The sequence below is a fragment of the Nocardioides sp. BGA-UO-ETr-FS32 genome, assembly GCF_059567905.1.
Genome location: NZ_JCAQOX010000017.1, coordinates 518,571 through 536,008, shown reverse-complemented (window position 1 = coordinate 536,008; position 17,438 = coordinate 518,571). Strand labels below are relative to the sequence as shown.

Sequence of the window (17,438 nt, the reverse complement as noted above, 5' to 3'; positions counted from 1 at the left end):
GCTGAGCTGGGCCCCGCCGAGGGCTCGGCTCAGGCGCTGCGCGCCCAGGCGGGCAGCCGCTGCACCCCGGCGTACGTCGTGCTCGAGACGGCGGCGGCCAGGAACGTCCCCCACGCCAGGTCGACCGGGACCAGTGCGGCGGGGAAGTCGCGGATCACCGCGAGGTTGGTGAGGTCCCACGTCGCGTAGGTGACGAGGCCGAAGAACGCGCCTGCCCCCGCGGCCCGCCGCCACGACCGCGCCGCCACGGCCGGGTGGATCACGAAGTAGACCAGGCCCGCGACGAAGAGCGCGTAGAAGGCGAACGCCGCTCCGACGTCGGGCGACGGCGCGAGCAGGTCGCCGAGGTGGCGGGCGTAGAGGTCCTCGGCGATCGTGCCGAGCCAGATGAGGTCGAGGACGCAGAACACGACGGCGGCGACGACGTACTGCGCGACCCACGACATGGCGTCAGCATGACACCGGCGCCGGGCGTGTCGTGGGGACACGCGGGCTCGGGCCGACGTGGGGTCAGCAGCCGAGCGCGTCGAAGGTGAAGTCGCTGAGGAAGACGGCCTGCTGGCCCCTGCCCGAGGCGTTCCAGTAGTCGAGCCGGAAGCCGCTGACCGGCCGGGGGTAGGTGACGGCGAGGTTGCCGCGGTCGTCGGCGCTGTCACCGGCGGGGATGTCGTCGTCGTACATCTGCCACGGCGAGGCCTGGGTTCCAGCGCCCACGACGTAGAGGTTGCCGCCGCCCCGGCTCGTGGCGACGGCCGTACGCACGCCGGTCAGCTCCACCTGGTCGCGGTAGTCGTTGCCCGACAGGACGCGGCGTACGCCGGGACGGCGGTGCTGGCCGCGACGACCGGGACGGTCCACGCGACGGTGCGCACGACGTTGCGGCGCGACGGCATGGTGGTGCTCAAGGTTGTCCTCATCTCCCGCGCAACACCCCGGCGTATCCCCACACGCACACGATCGGGTGCTGCTCTCCGGGGAGGTAGCCATGCCGCGGGCCGGACGGGGCCGAATCAGGACTTCCGTCGCGGGTCCGGTCCAGACCGCGCACGAGATGCGGGCACCCGCGAGGACCTCCCGCCGACGGGCCGGGGGACGTGCCATGCTCAGCGCATGCGTCGTACGCCGCGCATCCGCCGCCGTCCCCAGCGCCCCACCCGGCCGCAGGTGGTCGCCCACCGCGGGAGCAGCCACGAGACGGCCGAGCACACGCTCGCGGCCTATGTGAAGGCCCTTGACGAGGGCGCCGACGCGCTCGAGTGCGACGTCCGGCTGACCGCCGACGGCCACCTCGTGTGCGTCCACGACCGCGACCTCCGGCGTACGGCCGCCACGCCGGGCCTCGTGTCGACGATGAACCTCGCCGAGCTCGACGAGCTCGACTTCGCCTCGTGGAAGAACCCGTGGTCCGAGCTCGACGACGAGGCGCCCGACCGCGACCCCGAGCACGGCAAGGTGCTCACGCTGCGCAAGCTGCTGGAGACGGCCGCCGACTACGACCGGCACGTCGAGCTGGCCGTCGAGACCAAGCACCCCACCCGCTACGGCGGGCTGGTCGAGCGACGGCTGGTGGAGACGCTCGGCGACTTCGGCTGGGACCGCGCGGGCTCCCCGGTCCGGGTGATGAGCTTCTCCGTCAACGCCGTCAGCCGGGTCCGCCGCCTGGCGCCCGACCTCGACGTGGTGCTGCTCGTCGACAAGGCGCACCACTGGCCGGTGCTGCGCCCGGTCGTCGGCGACGACTGGATCATCGGCCCCGGCATCGACGAGCTGCGCGCCCACCCCGGGCTCGGCCGGCACCTGGTGAAGGCCGGCCGCGAGATCCACGTGTGGACCGTCAACACCGCCGAGGACCTCCAGATCTGCCTGGACCTCGGCGTCACCGCCGTCATCAGCGACCGGCCGGCCTACATGCTCGAGCTGCTGTCCTCCGCCGGTTGAGCGGTCCTCGTGCCCGACTAGGGTTCGGGCATGGCCAAGAAGTCCCGCACCCGCACCTCGTCCGCCCCCGCCGCCGGCGAGGTCGGACCCCGCCAGCCCTGCCCGTGCGGCTCGGGCAAGCGCTACAAGGCGTGCCACGGCGCTGCCGGCGGCGCCGCGCCGACCTTCGTCTCCCGCCCGTTCGAGGGGATGCCGAGCGAGTGCGACGTGATCGCGCTCCGCGAGCTGGTCCCCGCGGCGACCGCCCCGCTGACCCTCGAGGACGGCAAGCGCACCGTACGCCTCGCGACCCTGCTGCCCGGCGCCGCTCCGGCGATGGTGCGCGAGTCCGGCGACGTCTGGCTCGGCCTCCAGGTCCAGCACTCCTACGGCAACCCCGCCCGCGACCTCGGCGCCGTCCTCGAGGCCGCGCTGGCCACCGAGGAGCCCGGCATCGTCGGCCTCATGTCGGCGCCGGGCGAGGGCCCGAGCATCCAGGACCTGATCACCGACGAGTCGCTCGACATCACCGTCCACGACGGCTTCGAGTACTGGATCGACGACATCCCCGAGCGCGACGCGAGCATGGAGGCCGCGCTCGAGCAGGCCAACGGCGGCGTGATGCCGACCAGCCGGCTCACCTCGGTCGAGGCGGCGTACTGGACCCACGTCGGCACCAAGGAGCACCTGCGCTGGGTGATGCCGCACCCCGAGGACCAGCTTCTCAACGCGCTCGCGCGCCTGCACGCGGCCGGTCAGGACTCGGTCGCCGAGGGCTCGCGCTTCGTCGGCATGTTCCGCGCCCACGGCCTGCTGGCACCGGTCTGGGACCTCCCGGTCGGCACCGGCGCCGAGGTGCTCGAGGAGCCGGCTGCCCGGTTCGCCGCCGACCTCGAGGAGGCGTTGAAGGGCGGCGACCTGAGCGCCGCCGAGCGGTCGGCACGGGCAGGACTTGCCAACCGTCAGGTCACGATCCGGTAAGACGCGCTCCACCAGCCGGCCACCAACCGGCCACGTGGCGAACACAACCGGGCCAACGGTTGTGCGGGCGCTCACGAGCGGAGTAGATTCGTCCTCGCCCGGTCGTTGTTGTTTCCCCCGTCAACAACGACCGGGCTTTCACATTTCTCCGCGCCCTCGGTCGTCCCCGTGGCGGCCGCGCACCCGCCAGGCCTCGAGGTTCTTGAAGCCCTTGGCCGAGACCCGGCGCAGGCGTCGCCAGCGCCACGGCGAGTCCTCCTCGCCGTCCTCGTCGTGGGCGGTCAGGGCCTCGTGCACGCCCGCGTCGACGAGCACGCTGCCGGGACGGGCGGCCGAGGTCAGCCGGGAGGCGGCGTTGACCGTCGACCCGAAGACGTCACCGAGACGGCGTACGACCGCACCGTGCGCGATGCCGGCCCGCACCGCCGGGAACGGGTCGTCCTCGTCGGCCCCGCGGGCGGTCAGCGCCAGCGCCACCTCGACGGCGGCGACCGGGTCGGCCACGGTGAACAGCACCTCGTCGCCGATGGTCTTGATGACCTGGCCGCCGCGGTCGACGACGAGGGTCGTGGTGTCCTGCTCGAAGCCGTCGACCCACGCGACCAGCTCGGCGCCGTCGAGGCTGCGGCTCTGCGTGGTGTAGCCGACGATGTCGACGAAGCACACCGACATCTGCGCCTCGCGGCTCGTGAGCGTGCCGGCGTCCTCGAGCAGGTGCTGGGTCGCGCTGGCGAGGTGGCGGCGCCAGACGTACGCCTGGAGCGCCTCGACGCGCGGCAGGACGTCGGTCGCGAGGTCGGTGAGCCCGTCCGCGGGATCGCCGGCCTCCACGGCCAGCCCGGCGAGGAGCGTGGTCTGCCACTCGGCGAGGCGGGCGAAGCTCCGGCCCCACGTGCGGACGAGTGCCGCCTGCGAGTCCGGGGGCAGGATGCCGATCCGGACCAGCTCGGCCGACAGGCGCAGCGCCTCCACGTCGCTCTCGGCGAAGGCGACGTCGTCGTCGGCGTGGTGCGGGAAGCCGAGCTGGTGCCACAGGGTGACGGCGAGGTCGAGCGGCACGCCTGCCTTCTCGGCCACCTGCACCCGCGTCAGGCTCGGCGCCTCCCCGAGCAGGTAGGCCTCCATCGCCTCCGCGACGTCGGCCGGCACGTCCAAGGACTCAGCTCCGTTCGCGCCCCGCCGCGGCAGCCCGCAGCGCGGCACCGAAGGTCGGGATCTCGTCGGCGAGCTCCTCGAGCCTCTCGCTGGTGAAGTGCACGACGCTCAGCGGCGTCAGCGCCACCACGGTGGCCGAGCGGAGCGTACGGTTGACGATCGCGGTCTCGCCCACGACGGCGCCGGGGCCGAGGGTGGCGATCTCGACGCCGCCCTTGCGGACCGACACCCGGCCGGAAGTGATGAGGTACGCCTTGTCGGCGGGGGTGCTCTCCGCGATGGGCGACCAGCCCTGCGGGAGCGTCAGCGCGCGACCTGCGGCCAGGACGCGCTCGGCGTCGGCGGGCGGCAGGGCCTCGAGGATGGACTCAGTCATGCCACGTCAACGATCCACCGGGGCGAACGTGATGCCCGGAAACAGATTCGGTCAACAGGTGTGCACTGGGCTGTGGACGAGCGTCCGCTCAGTCGGCGCGCAGCGGCTCCCGGGAGATGGGGCAGCTCATGCAGCGCGGGCCGCCGCGGCCCGAGCCGAGCTCGGAGCCCGCGATCCGGACGACCTCGATGCCGGCGTCCTCGAGCCGGTCGTTGGTCTCGTCGTTGCGCTCGTAGGCCACCGCCACCCGCGGCGCGAGGGCCAGGGTGTTGTTGCCGTCGTCCCACTGCTCACGCTCGGCGGTGACCGGGTCGAGGCCGGTGTCGATCTGGTGCAGCGTGTCGATCTGCATGGCCTTGGCCGCCGCCACCAGGAACGGCTCGGACTCGCTGACGCTCAGCGACAGGTCGGACTCGCCCGACCCGGGGTCGTCGAGGGTCACGGTGAACGCGCGGAGCGTGTCGGCGACGTTGGGGTACATCACGACCTTGTCGACGTCGACCATCGTGCAGACCGTGTCGAGGTGCATCGTGGCGCGCTCCTGCGCGATCGGCACGGCGAGCACGGTGTGGGCGAGGTCGGCGTGGAAGACCTGCCGGGCCAGCCGCTCGACGCCCGCGGGAGTCGTACGCTCGCCGACGCCGACGGCGATCACGCCGGGCGCGAGCAGCAGCACGTCACCGCCCTCGACGTGCTCGTTGTGCCAGCCGTGGATCTTGCGGGTGCCGGCGAAGCGCGGGTGCTCGGTGTAGATCAGCTCGGTCAGCTGCGTCTCGCGCTTGCGGGCCGGCATCGCGAGGCTGGTGACCGCGACCCGGTCGCGGACCCACACGCTGGAGTCGCGGGTGAAGAGCAGGTTGGGCAGCGGGTCGATGAGGAAGTCGTGCGGGTCGAGCAGGCTGGTCACCAGGCCGTGGCCGCCCTTGACCTCGTCGTTGCGGATGCCGGCGGTCAGCACGCCGGTGAGCTCGGCCGGCGAGCAGTCGCGCAGCGCCTGCGCGAGGTAGCGGCGCATGGTGTCGCCGAGGTGCAGCCCGGACAGGGCGCTGGTGATGGCGTGGTTGCGGGCCAGCTCGCTCTCGAGGGTCTCGGTCAGCAGCTCGGTCAGGTAGAGGACCTCCACACCGCGGTTGCGCAGCGTCTCGGCGAAGGCGTCGTGCTCCTCCTGCGCCCGGCTCACCCACGGGATGCCGTCGAAGAGGAGGCGGTCGTTGTTGCGGGGCGTCAACCGCTTCAGCTCGTTGCCGGGGCGGTGGAGCATGACGGTGGCCAGGCGGCCGACCTCGCTGTCGGCTCCGTGAGGGGTGGTGACCATGCGGCGGACTCTATCGCTCGTCGTCCGGTCCGCACGTGCGGCGGATGTCGCCCCCGATCTGGTCGTCGGGGGGCCACACCCGCCGCACGTGCTCACGCCGCGTCGGCGTGGCCGGGGAAGTGGGCTCGCCACGCGTCGCCCAGGTGGAGCGGTACGCCCGGCAGTCCGCGAGCGAGCAGGACACGGTGGACGCGTCGAACGGTCTGCCCGGGGGTGGCGTAGATGCCGGAGCTGATGACGGGCAGCAGCCGCCACTCCGAGTCATCGATCGCGTCACGTCGTTCGAGGTCGGCCTCCCATGCCCCCGGGACGAGCACGTGGAGCTTGCCGTTGAACTCGACGGCCACCTTGACCGCCGGATAGCTCAGGTCGTACTTGCGGATCACCTCGCCCGACTCGTCACGCACCTTCAGGTTGACCTGCGGCTCCGGCAGCCCGGCCAGCACGATGAGCATGCGGAGCCTCGTCTCCATCGGAGAGTCGACGTCGCGCCGGACGTAGGCAGCAGCCCGTCTCGCCCGTGACGCGGCCTTGTGCCGGACGTCGGCGCAGAACCGGACCAGCTCATCGGGGGTGAAAAACCTCCGCCGGACCATGGCGTCCCCGAGGATTACGATGTCGACCAGCGTGAGCAGCTCGGCCATCTCGACGAACAGCATGAGCGGCTCGGTGACCCGCACACCGGAGACGACCCGCGTGGCGGCGTGCCGGCCGACGTGCACCCGCACGCCGCGATGACGGCGCCGGAGGCCCGCCTGTCGGACGCTGACGTGCTCGTCGGCGATCGTCGGGACCGGGAGTTCGTAGACCCGTGCGGCCGAGGCGTGGCTGGCCCAGGCCGCGCCGGCGTACGGCAGCAGGGCGGCGCGGGCGCGTACGCGCGGGGTGACGATCGTCGTCGAGGCGACGTAGGTGCCCGGCAGCACCACCCGGAAGCCCGGCCCGCGCAGCGCCTTGGGGGTGACCCCCGCGTCGAGAGCCGTACGGCGCAGGAACGGCGTCCTCGGGTCGAAGTCCATCCCCGGATGGTGCCCGGATCTCGCCCGAGGCCGTCGGCGTCATCCACAGCCCCGCGCACGTGCTGCGGGTGTGGCCCTCGAACGGCCGACCTGAGGGCTGGATCCGCAGCACGTGCGGCGGGCTCAGGCGCCCGCGGCCCACTCCTCGCGCAGCAGGGCGTACTCGTACGAGCTGGTCCAGGTGCCCTTGGACCAGAAGTCCGCGACCCGGTCGACCTCGCGCCGCATCCCGAGCCGCTCGCAGAGGGCGGCGGAGCGGTCGTTGCGCGCGTCGAGGTTGGCGACGATCCTCCGCAGGCCGTAGTGCTCGAAACCCAGGCGCAGGATGGCTCGGGCGGCCTCGGTCGCGTAGCCGTGGCCGCCGAACCCGGGCAGGACCGTCCAGCCGATCTCGCCCTCACTGAGCCCCGTGCCCTGGAGGTGGAGCATCGAGTCGCCGACCACGGTGCCGTCGTGGGTGGCGACGGCGAGGCTGATGAACAGGCCGTCACCGAGCTCCGTCCGGCGACGGACCATCTCGCCGACCTCGGCGCGGTTCATCGGCCGGCTCAGCAGCAGGCTGGTCCACTCCTCCGAGGCCCACCCGACGGCGAAGGCGTCGGCGTCCGGGGGCTCGTAGGGACGCAGCACGAGCCGCTCGGTGCGCAGCGGCCAGGCCGGCGGGGCCGGGCTGAGGAACTCCGCGCGCGGCGCGTCGACCCACTGCTCGCGCGAGGTCGGCCCGCCGAAGCGGAGCCGGTCGTACGCCGTCATCGGCCGCAGCATCGAGTCCAGGCCGGGCACGCCGAGCACGCCGTCGACGGCCTCGCCGAGCATGCCGCGCGCCACCGGGTCGTGCGGGTCGCGGCGCAGCAGGTCGACGGCCGCCGCGGCCTCGGCGATCCGCTCGGCCTTGTGCTTGATGCGCATCGGGAGGACCTCGCGCAGGCAGACGTACTGCCCGGACAGGTACGCCACCCACTCCTGCTCGCCGGTCTCGGGGTCGCCCTCCCAGAACGCCACGAACCAGTCGTGCAGCCGGTCGATACCGCCGGCGATCTCGGCCGCCCGGCCGTGGTCGGCCGGCACCATCGGCGTGCCGTCACCGAGGACGTACGACGGCAGCGGCAGGCGGTCGGCCAGCATCAGCTCCATCGCCTCGACGCTCGCCGGGACGAAGTGGGCGCGGACGTAGGCGTCGTCCTCCGCGGTCATCGGGTGGTCGCCGTTGACGGCGGCGAAGCGGTCGTGGACCGACTGCTTCAGCGTGTCATCTCCCACACGGTCAAGGCTGCCATGAAGACGCAGACCGACGCACCGACATAGTGCAGGACCGAGAGGCGTACGCGCTGGAGGAGCAGGCGGCCCACGATCACGGCCAGGCCGGAGACCGCGAGCAGGGCGCCCCACGCGCCGAGGAAGACCGACACCGGGTCGTCGTACTTGGCGACGAGCGAGATCGTCAGCAGCTGGGACAGGTCACCCCACTCGGCGGCGAAGAGCACGAGGAACGACGTCGCCACGACCTTGAAGCCGTGCGCGCCCGATTCGGCCTTCGCGGCGTACTCGTCCTCCTGCGCGCCCTCGTCCGTGTCGGCGGTGCGGGCGGCGCGGAACAGGATGATCGCGCCGATCACGAACATCAGCGCCGCGACCACGTGGACGAGCTGGTCGGGCAGGAACGACGCGGCCGTGCCGAGCCCGACCGCGACGCCGGTCTGGACGAAGAAGGCGAGCGCGACGCCGATCCACACGAAGAGCGGGCGCATCTTCGTCGACATCACCAGGGTGGCGATGAAGGTCTTGTCGGGGAGCTCGACGACGAAGATGGCGCCGAAGGCGAGGGCGACCACGAGGAGATCGATCACCGGGCGAGTTTGTCAGTCACTCCGCACGGAAGGCGTCGGCGGGGTAGACGCCCAGGACCTTGACCTCGGTGGTGAAGAAGGCCAGCTCCTCCAGCGCGTTGCGCACCGGCGGGTCGTCGGGGTGGCCGTCGACCTCGGCGAGGAACTGGGTGGCGGTGAAGTGGCCGCCGACCATGTAGGACTCGAGCTTGGTCATGTTGACGCCGTTGGTGGCGAAGCCGCCGAGCGCCTTGTAGAGCGCGGCGGGCAGGTTGCGCACGTTGAAGATGAAGGTCGTCACGACCGGCCCGTTGCCGGTGGGCGCCTGCTCGAAGTCGCGCGAGAGCACCACGAACCGGGTGGTGTTGTGGTCCTCGTCCTCGATCTCCTCGCGCAGCACCTTGAGGCCGTAGATGTCCGCGGCCAGCGGCGGCGCGATCGCGGCCTGGGTCGGGTCGCCCGACTCGGCCACCTCGCGCGCGGCGCCGGCGGTGTCACCGGCGACCACGGGGGTGAGGCCGAGCTCGCGGATCACGCCACGGCACTGTCCGAGGGCGTGCACGTGGCTGTGGACGGTGCGGAGCGAGTCGATGCTGGCCTCGGGCAGCGCCATCAGGGAGAACTGGATGCGCAGGAAGCGCTCGCCCACGATGTGCAGGTCGGAGGTCGGCAGGAAGTGGTGGATGTCGGCGACCCGGCCGGCGATGGAGTTGTCGATCGGGATCATCGCGAGGTCGGCCTCACCGCCCTCGACGGCGGCGAAGGCGTCCTCGAACGACGCGCACGGCAGCGGCTCCCACTCGGGGTAGGCCTGCTGGCAGACCAGGTGGGAGTTGGCGCCGGGCTCTCCCTGGTAGGCGATCCGTCGAGCAGTCACGTCCGCGAGTGTGTCACCTCCGGCCGTGTCCGACCGGCTGTGACCGTCCCCCGAACATAGGGTCGCCCCATGCTCGCTGTGGTTGCCGTCGCCCTCGCCGCCGTGTCCTGCGTGGTCGCGGGCCTCGCCCTCCGCCGTACGCCGTCGCGCCCCGCCGCGGACGGGGTCGACGCGCTGCCCGAGGACGTCCACGGCCTCCGGCAGGAGGTCGCGGCCCTCAAGGCCGAGAGCGCCGACGCGCTGCGCCACCTCTCGGTCGTGCGCTACGACGCGTTCGGCGACGTCGGCGGACACCTGAGCTGGAGCCTGGCCGTGCTCGACGACGCCGGGCACGGGGTCGTGCTCACCTCGATCCACGGCCGCAGCGAGGCCCGGACCTATGCCAAGTCGATCTCCTCGTGGTCGTGCGAGCAGCAGCTCTCGCCCGAGGAGGAGGAGGCGATCGAGCACGCCCGCCCCCTTGGCAGCTGAGCCGCGAGCGGAGCGAGCACTCAGATACCTGAGGCCACCTCCGAACCTCAGCGTGGCACGCGCACCAGCAGCCGCCCGTGGATGCACTCCATGTGCAGCTCGCGACCCTCGCCGATGGAGTCTCCGTCGAGCTGGCGGGGGGTGTCGGAGGAAGCCTTGACCCGGACGCGGGAGCCGGTGCGGCGGTCGAGCGTCTCGTCGACGATCGTGCTCTTGGCCAGCACGCGCATCGCGACGGTGATCCAGGACAGGAACTGGCGCGGGTGGATGATCACGACGTCCAGGATGCCGTCGTCGATCGTCGCGTCGGGCAGCAGCGGCATGCCGGCCTGAAGGAAGCCGACGTTGCCGACCACGACCGTACGGGCCCGGTGGACGGTGGGCTCCTGGTCGTCGATCTGGATCTCGACCTTGATCGCGGGGAACATCAGCGACTTCAGGCCGGAGACGACGTAGGCCACCCAGCCGATCTTCTTCTTGATGTCCTCGTTGACGCCCTCCATGATCGCGGCGTCGAAGCCCATGCCGGCCATGACCATGAAGTGGGTGTCCTCGATGCCGTCGCCGCCGACCTTGACCAGGTCGATCGCGCGGTCCTGGCCGTTGAGCGCGACGTCGATCGCCGAGCGCAGGTAGAGCGGGATGTCGAGGTTGCGGGCGAGCAGGTTGCCCGTGCCGGCGGGGATGATCCCGACCGGGATGCCGGTGCCGGCGAGCTCGGCGCAGACCTCGCGCACGGTGCCGTCGCCGCCGCACACCATCACCAGGTCGGCGCCCGAGACGGCGGCCCGCTCGGCCATGCCGGTGCCCGGGTCCTCGACGGTCGTGTACTGCCAGGTCGGCTCGGACCAGCCGGACTCCTTGGCCATCGCGCCGACGATCGCGCGGAACTGGCCGACGTCCTCGACCTTGATCGGGTTGAGGATCACCGCCAGCCGCCTCTGCGAGGCGTAGACCTCGGGCAACGGCTCCGCCCTGGCCGCGGTCGAGCGCGGTCGCGGGTCGATGAAGGCCAGCGCCAGGAAGAAGACCGCCAGCGCGAGCAGCGTCCCGCCGATGACGTCGCTCGGGAAGTGGCGCCCGAGCAGCACGCGGTCCGCCCCCACCAGCAGCCACCAGGCCACGACCACCGCGAAGCCGAGGCGGCGCAGGCTCGCCCTGCGTACGAAGAGCACGAGCAGCATCACGAGGATCACCGAGAAGGCTGCGACCGAGGACGCGTGCCCGGACGGGTAGCTGTTGTTGACGTGGCTCCCCAGGGCGTCCTGCCAGTCCGGCCGGTCGCGGCCGAGCCAGAGCTTGAGACCGGTGGTCGCCAGCGCCGTCACGGACATCACCACGACCGCCAGCACCGCGGCCCAGCGCTGGCGGCGCAGCAGGAGGGCGCCGGCGAGCAGCACGGTCAGGACCGTCATCCCGATGGTGCCGAAGGCGACCTCGACCACCCGCAGCACGTCGATCAGCACGGCCTGGTCGTCGGCCCAGTCCTCGAGCCGACGACCCTCGACGTCGACGTTGTCGAGCGGCGACCGGTCGCGGGTCACCAGGTAGGCGAGGACGCCGAAGAGCAGCGCGGCCACGCCGGCCCAGGTCAGGCTGCGGGTGCGGGAGGCGGGAGTCACCCGCGAAGTATGCCCACACCAGAACCGGCGCCCCACGCCCGGACGGATAGCCTTGCGCTGTGATCGACCCTCGCCTGCTCCGTGACGACCCCGACCGCGTACGCGCCGCCCAGGCCAAGCGCGGGCTGTCCGACGACGTGGTGGACCGGGCGCTGGCGGCCGACTCCGCGCGACGCCAGGCGATCGCCGACTTCGAGGCCCGCCGGGCCGAGCAGAAGGCCAGTGGCGCGCTCGTCGCGAAGGCGCAGGGCGAGGAGAAGCAGACCCTGCTCGCGCAGGTCAAGGAGCTCGCCGCGGGCGTCAAGGAGGCCGAGGCGGCCCGTACGAGCGCCGAGGCCGCGTGGGACGAGGCGATCAAGGCGATCCCCAACGTCGCCGACGACGCCGCCCCGGCCGGCGGCGAGGAGGACTACACCGTCCTCGAGCAGGTCGGCACGCCCCGCGAGTTCGACTTCGAGCCGCGCGACCACGTCGAGCTCGGCCAGCTGCTCGGCGCCTTCGACCTCGAGCGCGGCGCCAAGGTCAGCGGCTCGCGCTTCTACTTCCTCACCGGCATCGGCGCCCAGCTCCAGCTCGCACTGGTCAACATGGCCATGGACCAGGCCCGCGCGGCGGGCTTCGTCCAGGCAGCCGCGCCGTCGCTGGTGCGCCCGCGCGCGATGGAGGGCACGGGCTTCCTCGGCCAGGCCGCCGACGACGTCTACCGGATCGAGGGTGAGGAGCTCTACCTCGTCGGCACCTCGGAGGTGCCGATGGCGGCCTTCCATTCCGACGAGATCCTCGACGCTGCCTCGCTGCCGCTGCGCTACGCCGCGTTCAGCCCGTGCTTCCGCAAAGAGGCCGGCTCGCACGGCAAGGACACCCGCGGCATCTGGCGGGTGCACTGGTTCGACAAGGTCGAGATGTTCGTCTACACGACCGTCGAGGAGTCGTACGCCGAGCACCAGCGGCTGCTCGAGTGGGAGAAGGAGTTCCTCGACAAGCTCGAGCTCTGCTACCGCGTGATCGACACCGCCGCCGGCGACCTCGGGCTCAGCGCGTCGCGCAAGTTCGACTGCGAGGCCTGGATCCCGACCCGCCAGGGCTGGGGCGAGCTCACCTCGACCTCCAACTGCACCGAGTTCCAGGCGCGACGCCTCGACATCCGCACCCGGGTCGAGGGGCGTACGACGCCGGTCGCCACCCTCAACGGCACGCTCACCGCCGTGACCCGCGCGATCGTCGCGATCCTGGAGACGCACCAGAACGAGGACGGCTCCGTCACGGTGCCGCAGGCGCTGCGTCCCTACCTCGGCGGCCTGGAAGTGATGAAGCCCCTTGTCAGCTGAGACGCGAGCGGAGCGAGCCGCTCAGGTGCCTGAGGACCGTGTGAACCCCAGCGATGCGGCTGCCTGGCGGCCCAAGGTCGTCGCCCTCGACATCGACGGCACCCTGCTCAAGTGGGTCGACGGGCAGACCGAGGACTACGAGACCATCACCGAGCCGGTCTACGACGCGGTGCACCGTGCCCTCGACGCCGGCGCCCACATCGTGCTGTCGAGCGGGCGCTCGCCGCACGGCATGACGCGGATCGCCGACCTGCTCGACATCCCGCGTGAGGAGGCCGACCAGCTGTGGGTGGTGGCGTCCAACGGCGCGGTCGTCTTCCGCTACCCGCCGATGGAGGTCGTCCACGAGGAGACCTTCGACGCGGCGCCGGCCGTGGCGGCCGTGCTGGAGCACCACCCCCGCGCGCTCGTCGCCGTCGAGGAGCGCGAGGTCGGCGGCTATCGGGTGAACCGGGTGTTCCCCGAGGGCGAGCTGTCCGGCGAGCAGCTCATCACCCACGTCGACGACATCGTCGGCGAGCCGGTCAGCCGCGTCATCGTCCGCGACCCCGAGGCCACCGCCGACGACTTCATCGAGCTCGCCGCCAACCTCGGCCTGCACGGCACCGACTACGTCGTCGGGTGGACCGCGTGGCTCGACCTCTCGCCGGTGGGCGTGTCCAAGGCCTCGGGCCTGCAGCACGTCTGCGACCGGCTCGGCCTCTCCGCCGCCGACGTCCTCGCCATCGGTGACGGTCGCAACGACATCGAGATGCTCCGCTGGGCCGGTCGCGGCGTGGCGATGGGCCAGTCCGTCGACGAGGTGAAGGCCGCTGCCGACGACGTGACCGCGTCGGTCAACGACGAGGGCGCGGCGGTCGAGATGTCGCGCTGGTTCCCGCAGGGCTCCTGACCGTGGACGCCGGGCTCACCTTCACCGCCGAGCTCTGGCGGTGGACCGCGCGCAAGGAGTCGGCCGACTCCGGCTCGTGGTGCTTCGTCACCCTGCCCGCCGACCTCGCCGACGACGTGCGCGAGCGCGCCGGCGAGCCGCGCGGCTTCGGCTCGGTGCGCGTACGGGCACGGGTCGGCGAGACGGAGTGGGACACCAGCGTCTTCCCCGACGCGGCGTCCGGGAGCTTCGTGCTCCCGGTGAAGAAGGCCGTCCGCACAGCCGCCGGGGTCACGGAGGGCGACGAGCTGACCGTCACGCTCACCGTCCGGGACGGCGCATGACCGACACCCCGCGCCTCGTGGCGACCGACCTCGACGGCACGCTGCTCGACTCCGGGGGCCGGGTCTCGGCGCGCACCCGCGCGGTGCTCGACGAGCTCGACGCCGCCGGGGTGCCGGTCGTCTTCACCACCGGCCGACCGATCCGGTGGATGGAGGAGCTGTGGGAGGCGGTCGGCGGGCACGGCCTCGCGATCTGCAGCAACGGGGGGATCGTGTACGACGTCGGGGCGCGCGAGGTGCGTGACTTCAGCGCGGTGCCCCGCGAGGTCGGCCTGGAGATGGCCGAGCTGGTGCGTGCTGCGGTGCCGGGCACGCTCTTCGCGGTGGAGCACACGGCGGGGTGGGCGAGCGAGCTGTCGTTCCCGCGGCACCCCGACGACCGCGACTCCCACCAAGGGTCGTGGGAATCGATCTGGACCGACGACGTGGTGAAGGTGCTGGCCGTCCATCGCGAGCACGAGCCCGAGGACTTCTGGCGCCGGGTCCAGGACGCCGTCGGGGACCTGGTCACCACGACTTGGTCCTCCACGCACGCCCTCGTCGAGATCAGCGCCGCGGGCGTCACCAAGGCGACCACCCTGGCCACCGTCGCCGCCGAGATGGGGCTGGGGCCCGAGGACGTCATCGCCTTCGGTGACATGCCCAACGACCTGCCGATGCTGGAGTGGGCGGGCACGTCCTACGCGATGGCCAACGCGCACCCGTCGGTGCAGGAGCTCGCCGACCACCTCGCGCCGCACCACGACGAGGACGGCGTGGCCGCGGTGCTGGCCGACCTCTTCGGTCTCTCGTCCAGTCCCTCTCGATAGGCTGCCCGCCATGATCCGCGCCGTACGCCTCGCCGCCGCACTGCTGTTCGTGTGCCTGGGCCTGGTCGTCACGGTCCAGGCGCCCGCGTCGGCGGAATGCACGTGCAAGCCGGGCCGGCTCGAGCAGCAGGTCGAGCGCGCCGAGGCGGTCTTCATCGCCACCGTCGACAACGTCGAGGTCGCCGGCAACGACCACACCTACGACGTCACCGCCTCGCGGGCCTACGAGGGCTCGCCGGAGCGCTCCACCCAGGTCTTCTCCGCCGGCGGCCGCAACGCCTGCGGCCTCGGCGAGCTGGGCGTCGGCACGTCCTACGTCTTCCTCGCCACCGGCACGGAGGCCCCCTTCGAGGCCGACAGCTGCAGCGGCACGAGCGTGGCCAACCCGACCAAGGTCGCCAAGATCGAGAACCTCCTCGGCGAGGGCACCTCCGTCGAGCCGCCCCCGCCGCCGACGGCCGTGCGCACGCTGGTCGAGGACTCCCCGCCCGCCGGCTTCGCCCGTACGGCCGCGCCGGGCGCCGCTGCCGCGATCATCGGCCTGCTCGGCCTGGTCGTCGTACGCCGTCTCGGGCGCCGCTGACCCCTGACCCGCCACCGGCGGTAGTCCGCTGCAAAAAGCCGGTGCCGGACCGCCCAGGACCGGCCTTCTGCAGCGGACTACGCAGGGCAGGGGCGCGAGGGTGTGGACAGGCGGGGCGGGGGCGGGGCGCCGCCAGCGTCAGAGGTACATGCCGCCGCCGCGGCTGCCCGCGGGGTCGTCGGCGTCCTCGGTCGGCATGGTGGGCATGCCGGGCGGCGTCTCCTGGGTGTGCCGGCCGTGACCGGCGGGCAGCGCGCGGCGCATCTGCTCGAGCTGTGCGCGTGAGGCCATCTGCTGGGCGTAGATCGCGGTCTGGATGCCGTGGAAGAGACCCTCGAGCCAGCCGACGAGCTGGGCCTGGGCGATCCGCAGCTCGCCCTCGGAGGGGGTGCCGTCCTCGGTGAACGGGAGCGAGAGCCGCTCGAGCTCCTCGACCAGCTCGGGCGCCAGGCCGGTCTCGAGCTCCTTGATCGAGGCGGCGTGGATGTCCTTGAGCCGGTTGCGGCTGGCCTCGTCGAGCGGCGCGGCCTTCACCTCCTCGAGGAGCTGGCGGATCATGCTGCCGATGCGCATGACCTTGGCCGGCTGCTCGACCAGCTCGGTGATGTGGCGCTCGCCGTCGCCGTCGCCATCGTCGCCGGCCACCTGTGTCATCGCCGGCAGGGCGCTCGCGGGGATGGTGCCGATCGGCTGGCCGTCGGGTCCGACGACCACCACCTGGTCCTCGCCCTCGGCGGGGCCTGCGGCGGGCTCGGGCTGCTGCTGCTCGCTCATGGCGCCAACCCTAGTCGCGCGCCCGAAGTTCGCCTCGGCGGAGGCCATGGCGTACGAGCGGTGAGTGACGCAGGTTCTGGGCGCGGGAAACGTGTCTCACTCACCGCCGCGCCCACACCGCCCGGAGCGGCGGTGAGTGACGCAGGTTCTGCGCGCGAAAAAGTTGTCTCACTCACCGCTCCGCGAGGTCGAGCAGGACGTCAGAGGGTCAGGACGATCTTCCCCGCGCGCCCGCCGTCCTCCATCAGCTGGTGCGCGCGGGCGACGTCCTCGAGCGGCATCGTCGTCTCGACGATGGGGCGTACGCGACCGCCCGCGACGAGCGGCCAGACGTTCTCGACGACCCCGCAGCAGATCTGGGCCTTCTCGGCGAGCGGGCGGGCCCGGAGCGAGGTCGCGGTGACGGAGCCGCGCTTGCGGAGCAAGGCGCTGATGTCGAGCTCGCCCTTGGTGCCGCCCTGGAAGCCGATGATCACCAGGCGCCCGTTGGTGGCGAGGGCGGAGACGTTGCGGCCGAGGTACTTCGCGCCCATGTTGTCGAGGATGACGTCGGCGCCGCCGGCCTCGGTGAGCACCTCGACGAAGTCCTCGTCGCGGTAGCTGATCGCCCGCGTGGCACCCAGCGAGCGGCACAGCTCGAGCGTCTCGGGCGAGCCCGCGGTGGTGAACACCTCGGCGCCGCGCGCCGCCGCCAGCTGGATGGCCATCGTGCCGATGCCGCCGCCTCCGCCGTGGACGAGGAAGCGCTCGCCCTCGTCGAGGTGGGCGGTCATGAAGACGTTGGACCACACCGTGGCCGCGACCTCCGGCAGGCAGGCCGCCTCGACCAGGGAGACGCCGGCCGGCACCGGCATGACCTGTCCGACCGGCACCGCGACCCGGGCGGCGTACCCGCCTCCGGCGAGCAGCGCGCACACCTCGTCGCCGACCGACCAGCCCTCGACGCCCTCACCCAGCTCGGCGATCCGGCCACTGCACTCGAGGCCGATGATGTCCGAGGCGCCAGGGGGCGGGGGGTAGAAGCCCTGCCGCTGGAGGGTGTCGGCGCGGTTGACCGCGGTCGCGACGACGTCGACCAGTACCTCGCTGGCGCCCGGTCGGGGGTCGTCGACCTCGCCGACGGACAGGACCTCGGGGCCACCGTCACCGGTGGTCACGACTGCGCGCACG

20 protein-coding genes are annotated in these 17,438 nt (G+C 72.4%); 8 read left to right on the top strand and 12 right to left on the bottom strand.

The window, feature by feature from the left end; translation table 11 throughout:
* Positions 1-29: 29 nt before the first annotated feature.
* Together AC57BS_RS22750 and AC57BS_RS22745 are read right to left on the bottom strand one after the other, a co-directional pair.
* The gene (locus AC57BS_RS22750) at positions 30-446 is read right to left on the bottom strand and encodes a DUF2177 family protein (RefSeq protein WP_496413723.1); all 417 of its coding nucleotides are present in this window, start codon (positions 444-446) and stop codon (positions 30-32) included.
* A 64-nt stretch (positions 447-510) separates the two neighbouring features.
* Positions 511-858: a hypothetical protein gene (locus tag AC57BS_RS22745; RefSeq protein ID WP_496413722.1), complete on the bottom strand. Its 348-nt coding sequence runs from the start codon at positions 856-858 to the stop codon at positions 511-513.
* A 252-nt stretch (positions 859-1,110) separates the two neighbouring features.
* Between AC57BS_RS22745 and AC57BS_RS22740 the strand changes: the two genes are divergently transcribed.
* Both AC57BS_RS22740 and AC57BS_RS22735 read left to right on the top strand, forming a co-directional pair.
* Positions 1,111-1,938, top strand: a complete 828-nt coding sequence (locus AC57BS_RS22740) for a glycerophosphodiester phosphodiesterase family protein (RefSeq protein WP_496413721.1) — start codon at positions 1,111-1,113, stop codon at positions 1,936-1,938.
* A 30-nt stretch (positions 1,939-1,968) separates the two neighbouring features.
* Positions 1,969-2,898: a DUF5926 family protein gene (locus tag AC57BS_RS22735; RefSeq protein WP_496413720.1), complete on the top strand. Its 930-nt coding sequence runs from the start codon at positions 1,969-1,971 to the stop codon at positions 2,896-2,898.
* A gap of 138 nt (positions 2,899-3,036) precedes the next feature.
* Here the strand turns inward: AC57BS_RS22735 and AC57BS_RS22730 are convergent, their stop codons facing one another.
* From AC57BS_RS22730 to AC57BS_RS22700, 7 genes are all read right to left on the bottom strand, one after another.
* Entirely contained in the window at positions 3,037-4,047 is a 1,011-nt protein-coding gene (locus AC57BS_RS22730) for an adenylate/guanylate cyclase domain-containing protein (protein WP_496414220.1), read from the bottom strand.
* A 10-nt stretch (positions 4,048-4,057) separates the two neighbouring features.
* Positions 4,058-4,429 (bottom strand): cyclic nucleotide-binding domain-containing protein, encoded by a 372-nt coding sequence (locus AC57BS_RS22725; protein WP_496413719.1) that lies wholly within the window; start codon positions 4,427-4,429, stop codon positions 4,058-4,060.
* A gap of 88 nt (positions 4,430-4,517) precedes the next feature.
* Positions 4,518-5,744 carry an arginine deiminase gene (locus AC57BS_RS22720; RefSeq protein WP_496413718.1) on the bottom strand — a complete coding sequence of 409 codons (1,227 nt, stop codon included), beginning with the start codon at positions 5,742-5,744 and terminating at the stop codon, positions 4,518-4,520.
* Between the two features lie 92 nt (positions 5,745-5,836).
* The gene (locus tag AC57BS_RS22715; RefSeq protein ID WP_496413717.1) at positions 5,837-6,763 is read right to left on the bottom strand and encodes a hypothetical protein; all 927 of its coding nucleotides are present in this window, start codon (positions 6,761-6,763) and stop codon (positions 5,837-5,839) included.
* A gap of 123 nt (positions 6,764-6,886) precedes the next feature.
* Positions 6,887-8,023: a GNAT family N-acetyltransferase gene (locus AC57BS_RS22710; protein ID WP_496413716.1), complete on the bottom strand. Its 1,137-nt coding sequence runs from the start codon at positions 8,021-8,023 to the stop codon at positions 6,887-6,889.
* Entirely contained in the window at positions 8,005-8,610 is a 606-nt protein-coding gene (locus AC57BS_RS22705) for a TMEM165/GDT1 family protein (protein WP_496413715.1), read from the bottom strand. The genes AC57BS_RS22710 and AC57BS_RS22705 overlap by 19 nt, the downstream gene beginning before the upstream one ends.
* A 16-nt stretch (positions 8,611-8,626) precedes the next feature.
* Positions 8,627-9,466: a prephenate dehydratase gene (locus tag AC57BS_RS22700; protein WP_496413714.1), complete on the bottom strand. Its 840-nt coding sequence runs from the start codon at positions 9,464-9,466 to the stop codon at positions 8,627-8,629.
* A 69-nt stretch (positions 9,467-9,535) separates the two neighbouring features.
* Between AC57BS_RS22700 and AC57BS_RS22695 the strand changes: the two genes are divergently transcribed.
* Positions 9,536-9,937 (top strand): DUF4446 family protein, encoded by a 402-nt coding sequence (locus AC57BS_RS22695; RefSeq protein ID WP_496413713.1) that lies wholly within the window; start codon positions 9,536-9,538, stop codon positions 9,935-9,937.
* A gap of 47 nt (positions 9,938-9,984) precedes the next feature.
* On the opposite strand, the gene AC57BS_RS22690 is transcribed toward AC57BS_RS22695, so the two are convergent.
* Positions 9,985-11,559 carry a bifunctional phosphatase PAP2/diacylglycerol kinase family protein gene (locus AC57BS_RS22690; RefSeq protein ID WP_496413712.1) on the bottom strand — a complete coding sequence of 525 codons (1,575 nt, stop codon included), beginning with the start codon at positions 11,557-11,559 and terminating at the stop codon, positions 9,985-9,987.
* 59 nt (positions 11,560-11,618) lie between these two features.
* On the opposite strand from AC57BS_RS22690, the gene serS reads away from it, so the two are divergent.
* The 5 genes from serS to AC57BS_RS22665 are packed head-to-tail and all read left to right on the top strand — an operon-like array spanning position 11,619 to position 15,494.
* A complete protein-coding gene (gene serS, locus AC57BS_RS22685; protein WP_496413711.1) occupies positions 11,619-12,887 on the top strand; it encodes a serine--tRNA ligase in 1,269 nt (422 codons plus the stop codon).
* A gap of 25 nt (positions 12,888-12,912) precedes the next feature.
* A complete protein-coding gene (locus tag AC57BS_RS22680; RefSeq protein WP_496413710.1) occupies positions 12,913-13,779 on the top strand; it encodes an HAD family hydrolase in 867 nt (288 codons plus the stop codon).
* Positions 13,780-13,781: 2 nt separating this feature from the next.
* Positions 13,782-14,102, top strand: coding sequence for a DUF1905 domain-containing protein (locus AC57BS_RS22675; RefSeq protein WP_496413709.1), 321 nt, complete (start codon positions 13,782-13,784; stop codon positions 14,100-14,102).
* On the top strand, positions 14,099-14,911 hold the full coding sequence (locus AC57BS_RS22670; RefSeq protein ID WP_496413708.1) for a Cof-type HAD-IIB family hydrolase: 813 nt from the start codon (positions 14,099-14,101) through the stop codon (positions 14,909-14,911). Before AC57BS_RS22675 ends, AC57BS_RS22670 begins: the two co-directional genes overlap by 4 nt.
* A gap of 10 nt (positions 14,912-14,921) precedes the next feature.
* Positions 14,922-15,494, top strand: a complete 573-nt coding sequence (locus AC57BS_RS22665; RefSeq protein WP_496413707.1) for a hypothetical protein — start codon at positions 14,922-14,924, stop codon at positions 15,492-15,494.
* 138 nt (positions 15,495-15,632) lie between these two features.
* Here the strand turns inward: AC57BS_RS22665 and AC57BS_RS22660 are convergent, their stop codons facing one another.
* Together AC57BS_RS22660 and AC57BS_RS22655 are read right to left on the bottom strand one after the other, a co-directional pair.
* Positions 15,633-16,268, bottom strand: a complete 636-nt coding sequence (locus AC57BS_RS22660) for a bacterial proteasome activator family protein (protein WP_496413706.1) — start codon at positions 16,266-16,268, stop codon at positions 15,633-15,635.
* A 200-nt stretch (positions 16,269-16,468) separates the two neighbouring features.
* Entirely contained in the window at positions 16,469-17,437 is a 969-nt protein-coding gene (locus AC57BS_RS22655) for an NAD(P)H-quinone oxidoreductase (protein WP_496413705.1), read from the bottom strand.
* Between the last annotated feature and the right edge of the window lies 1 nt (position 17,438).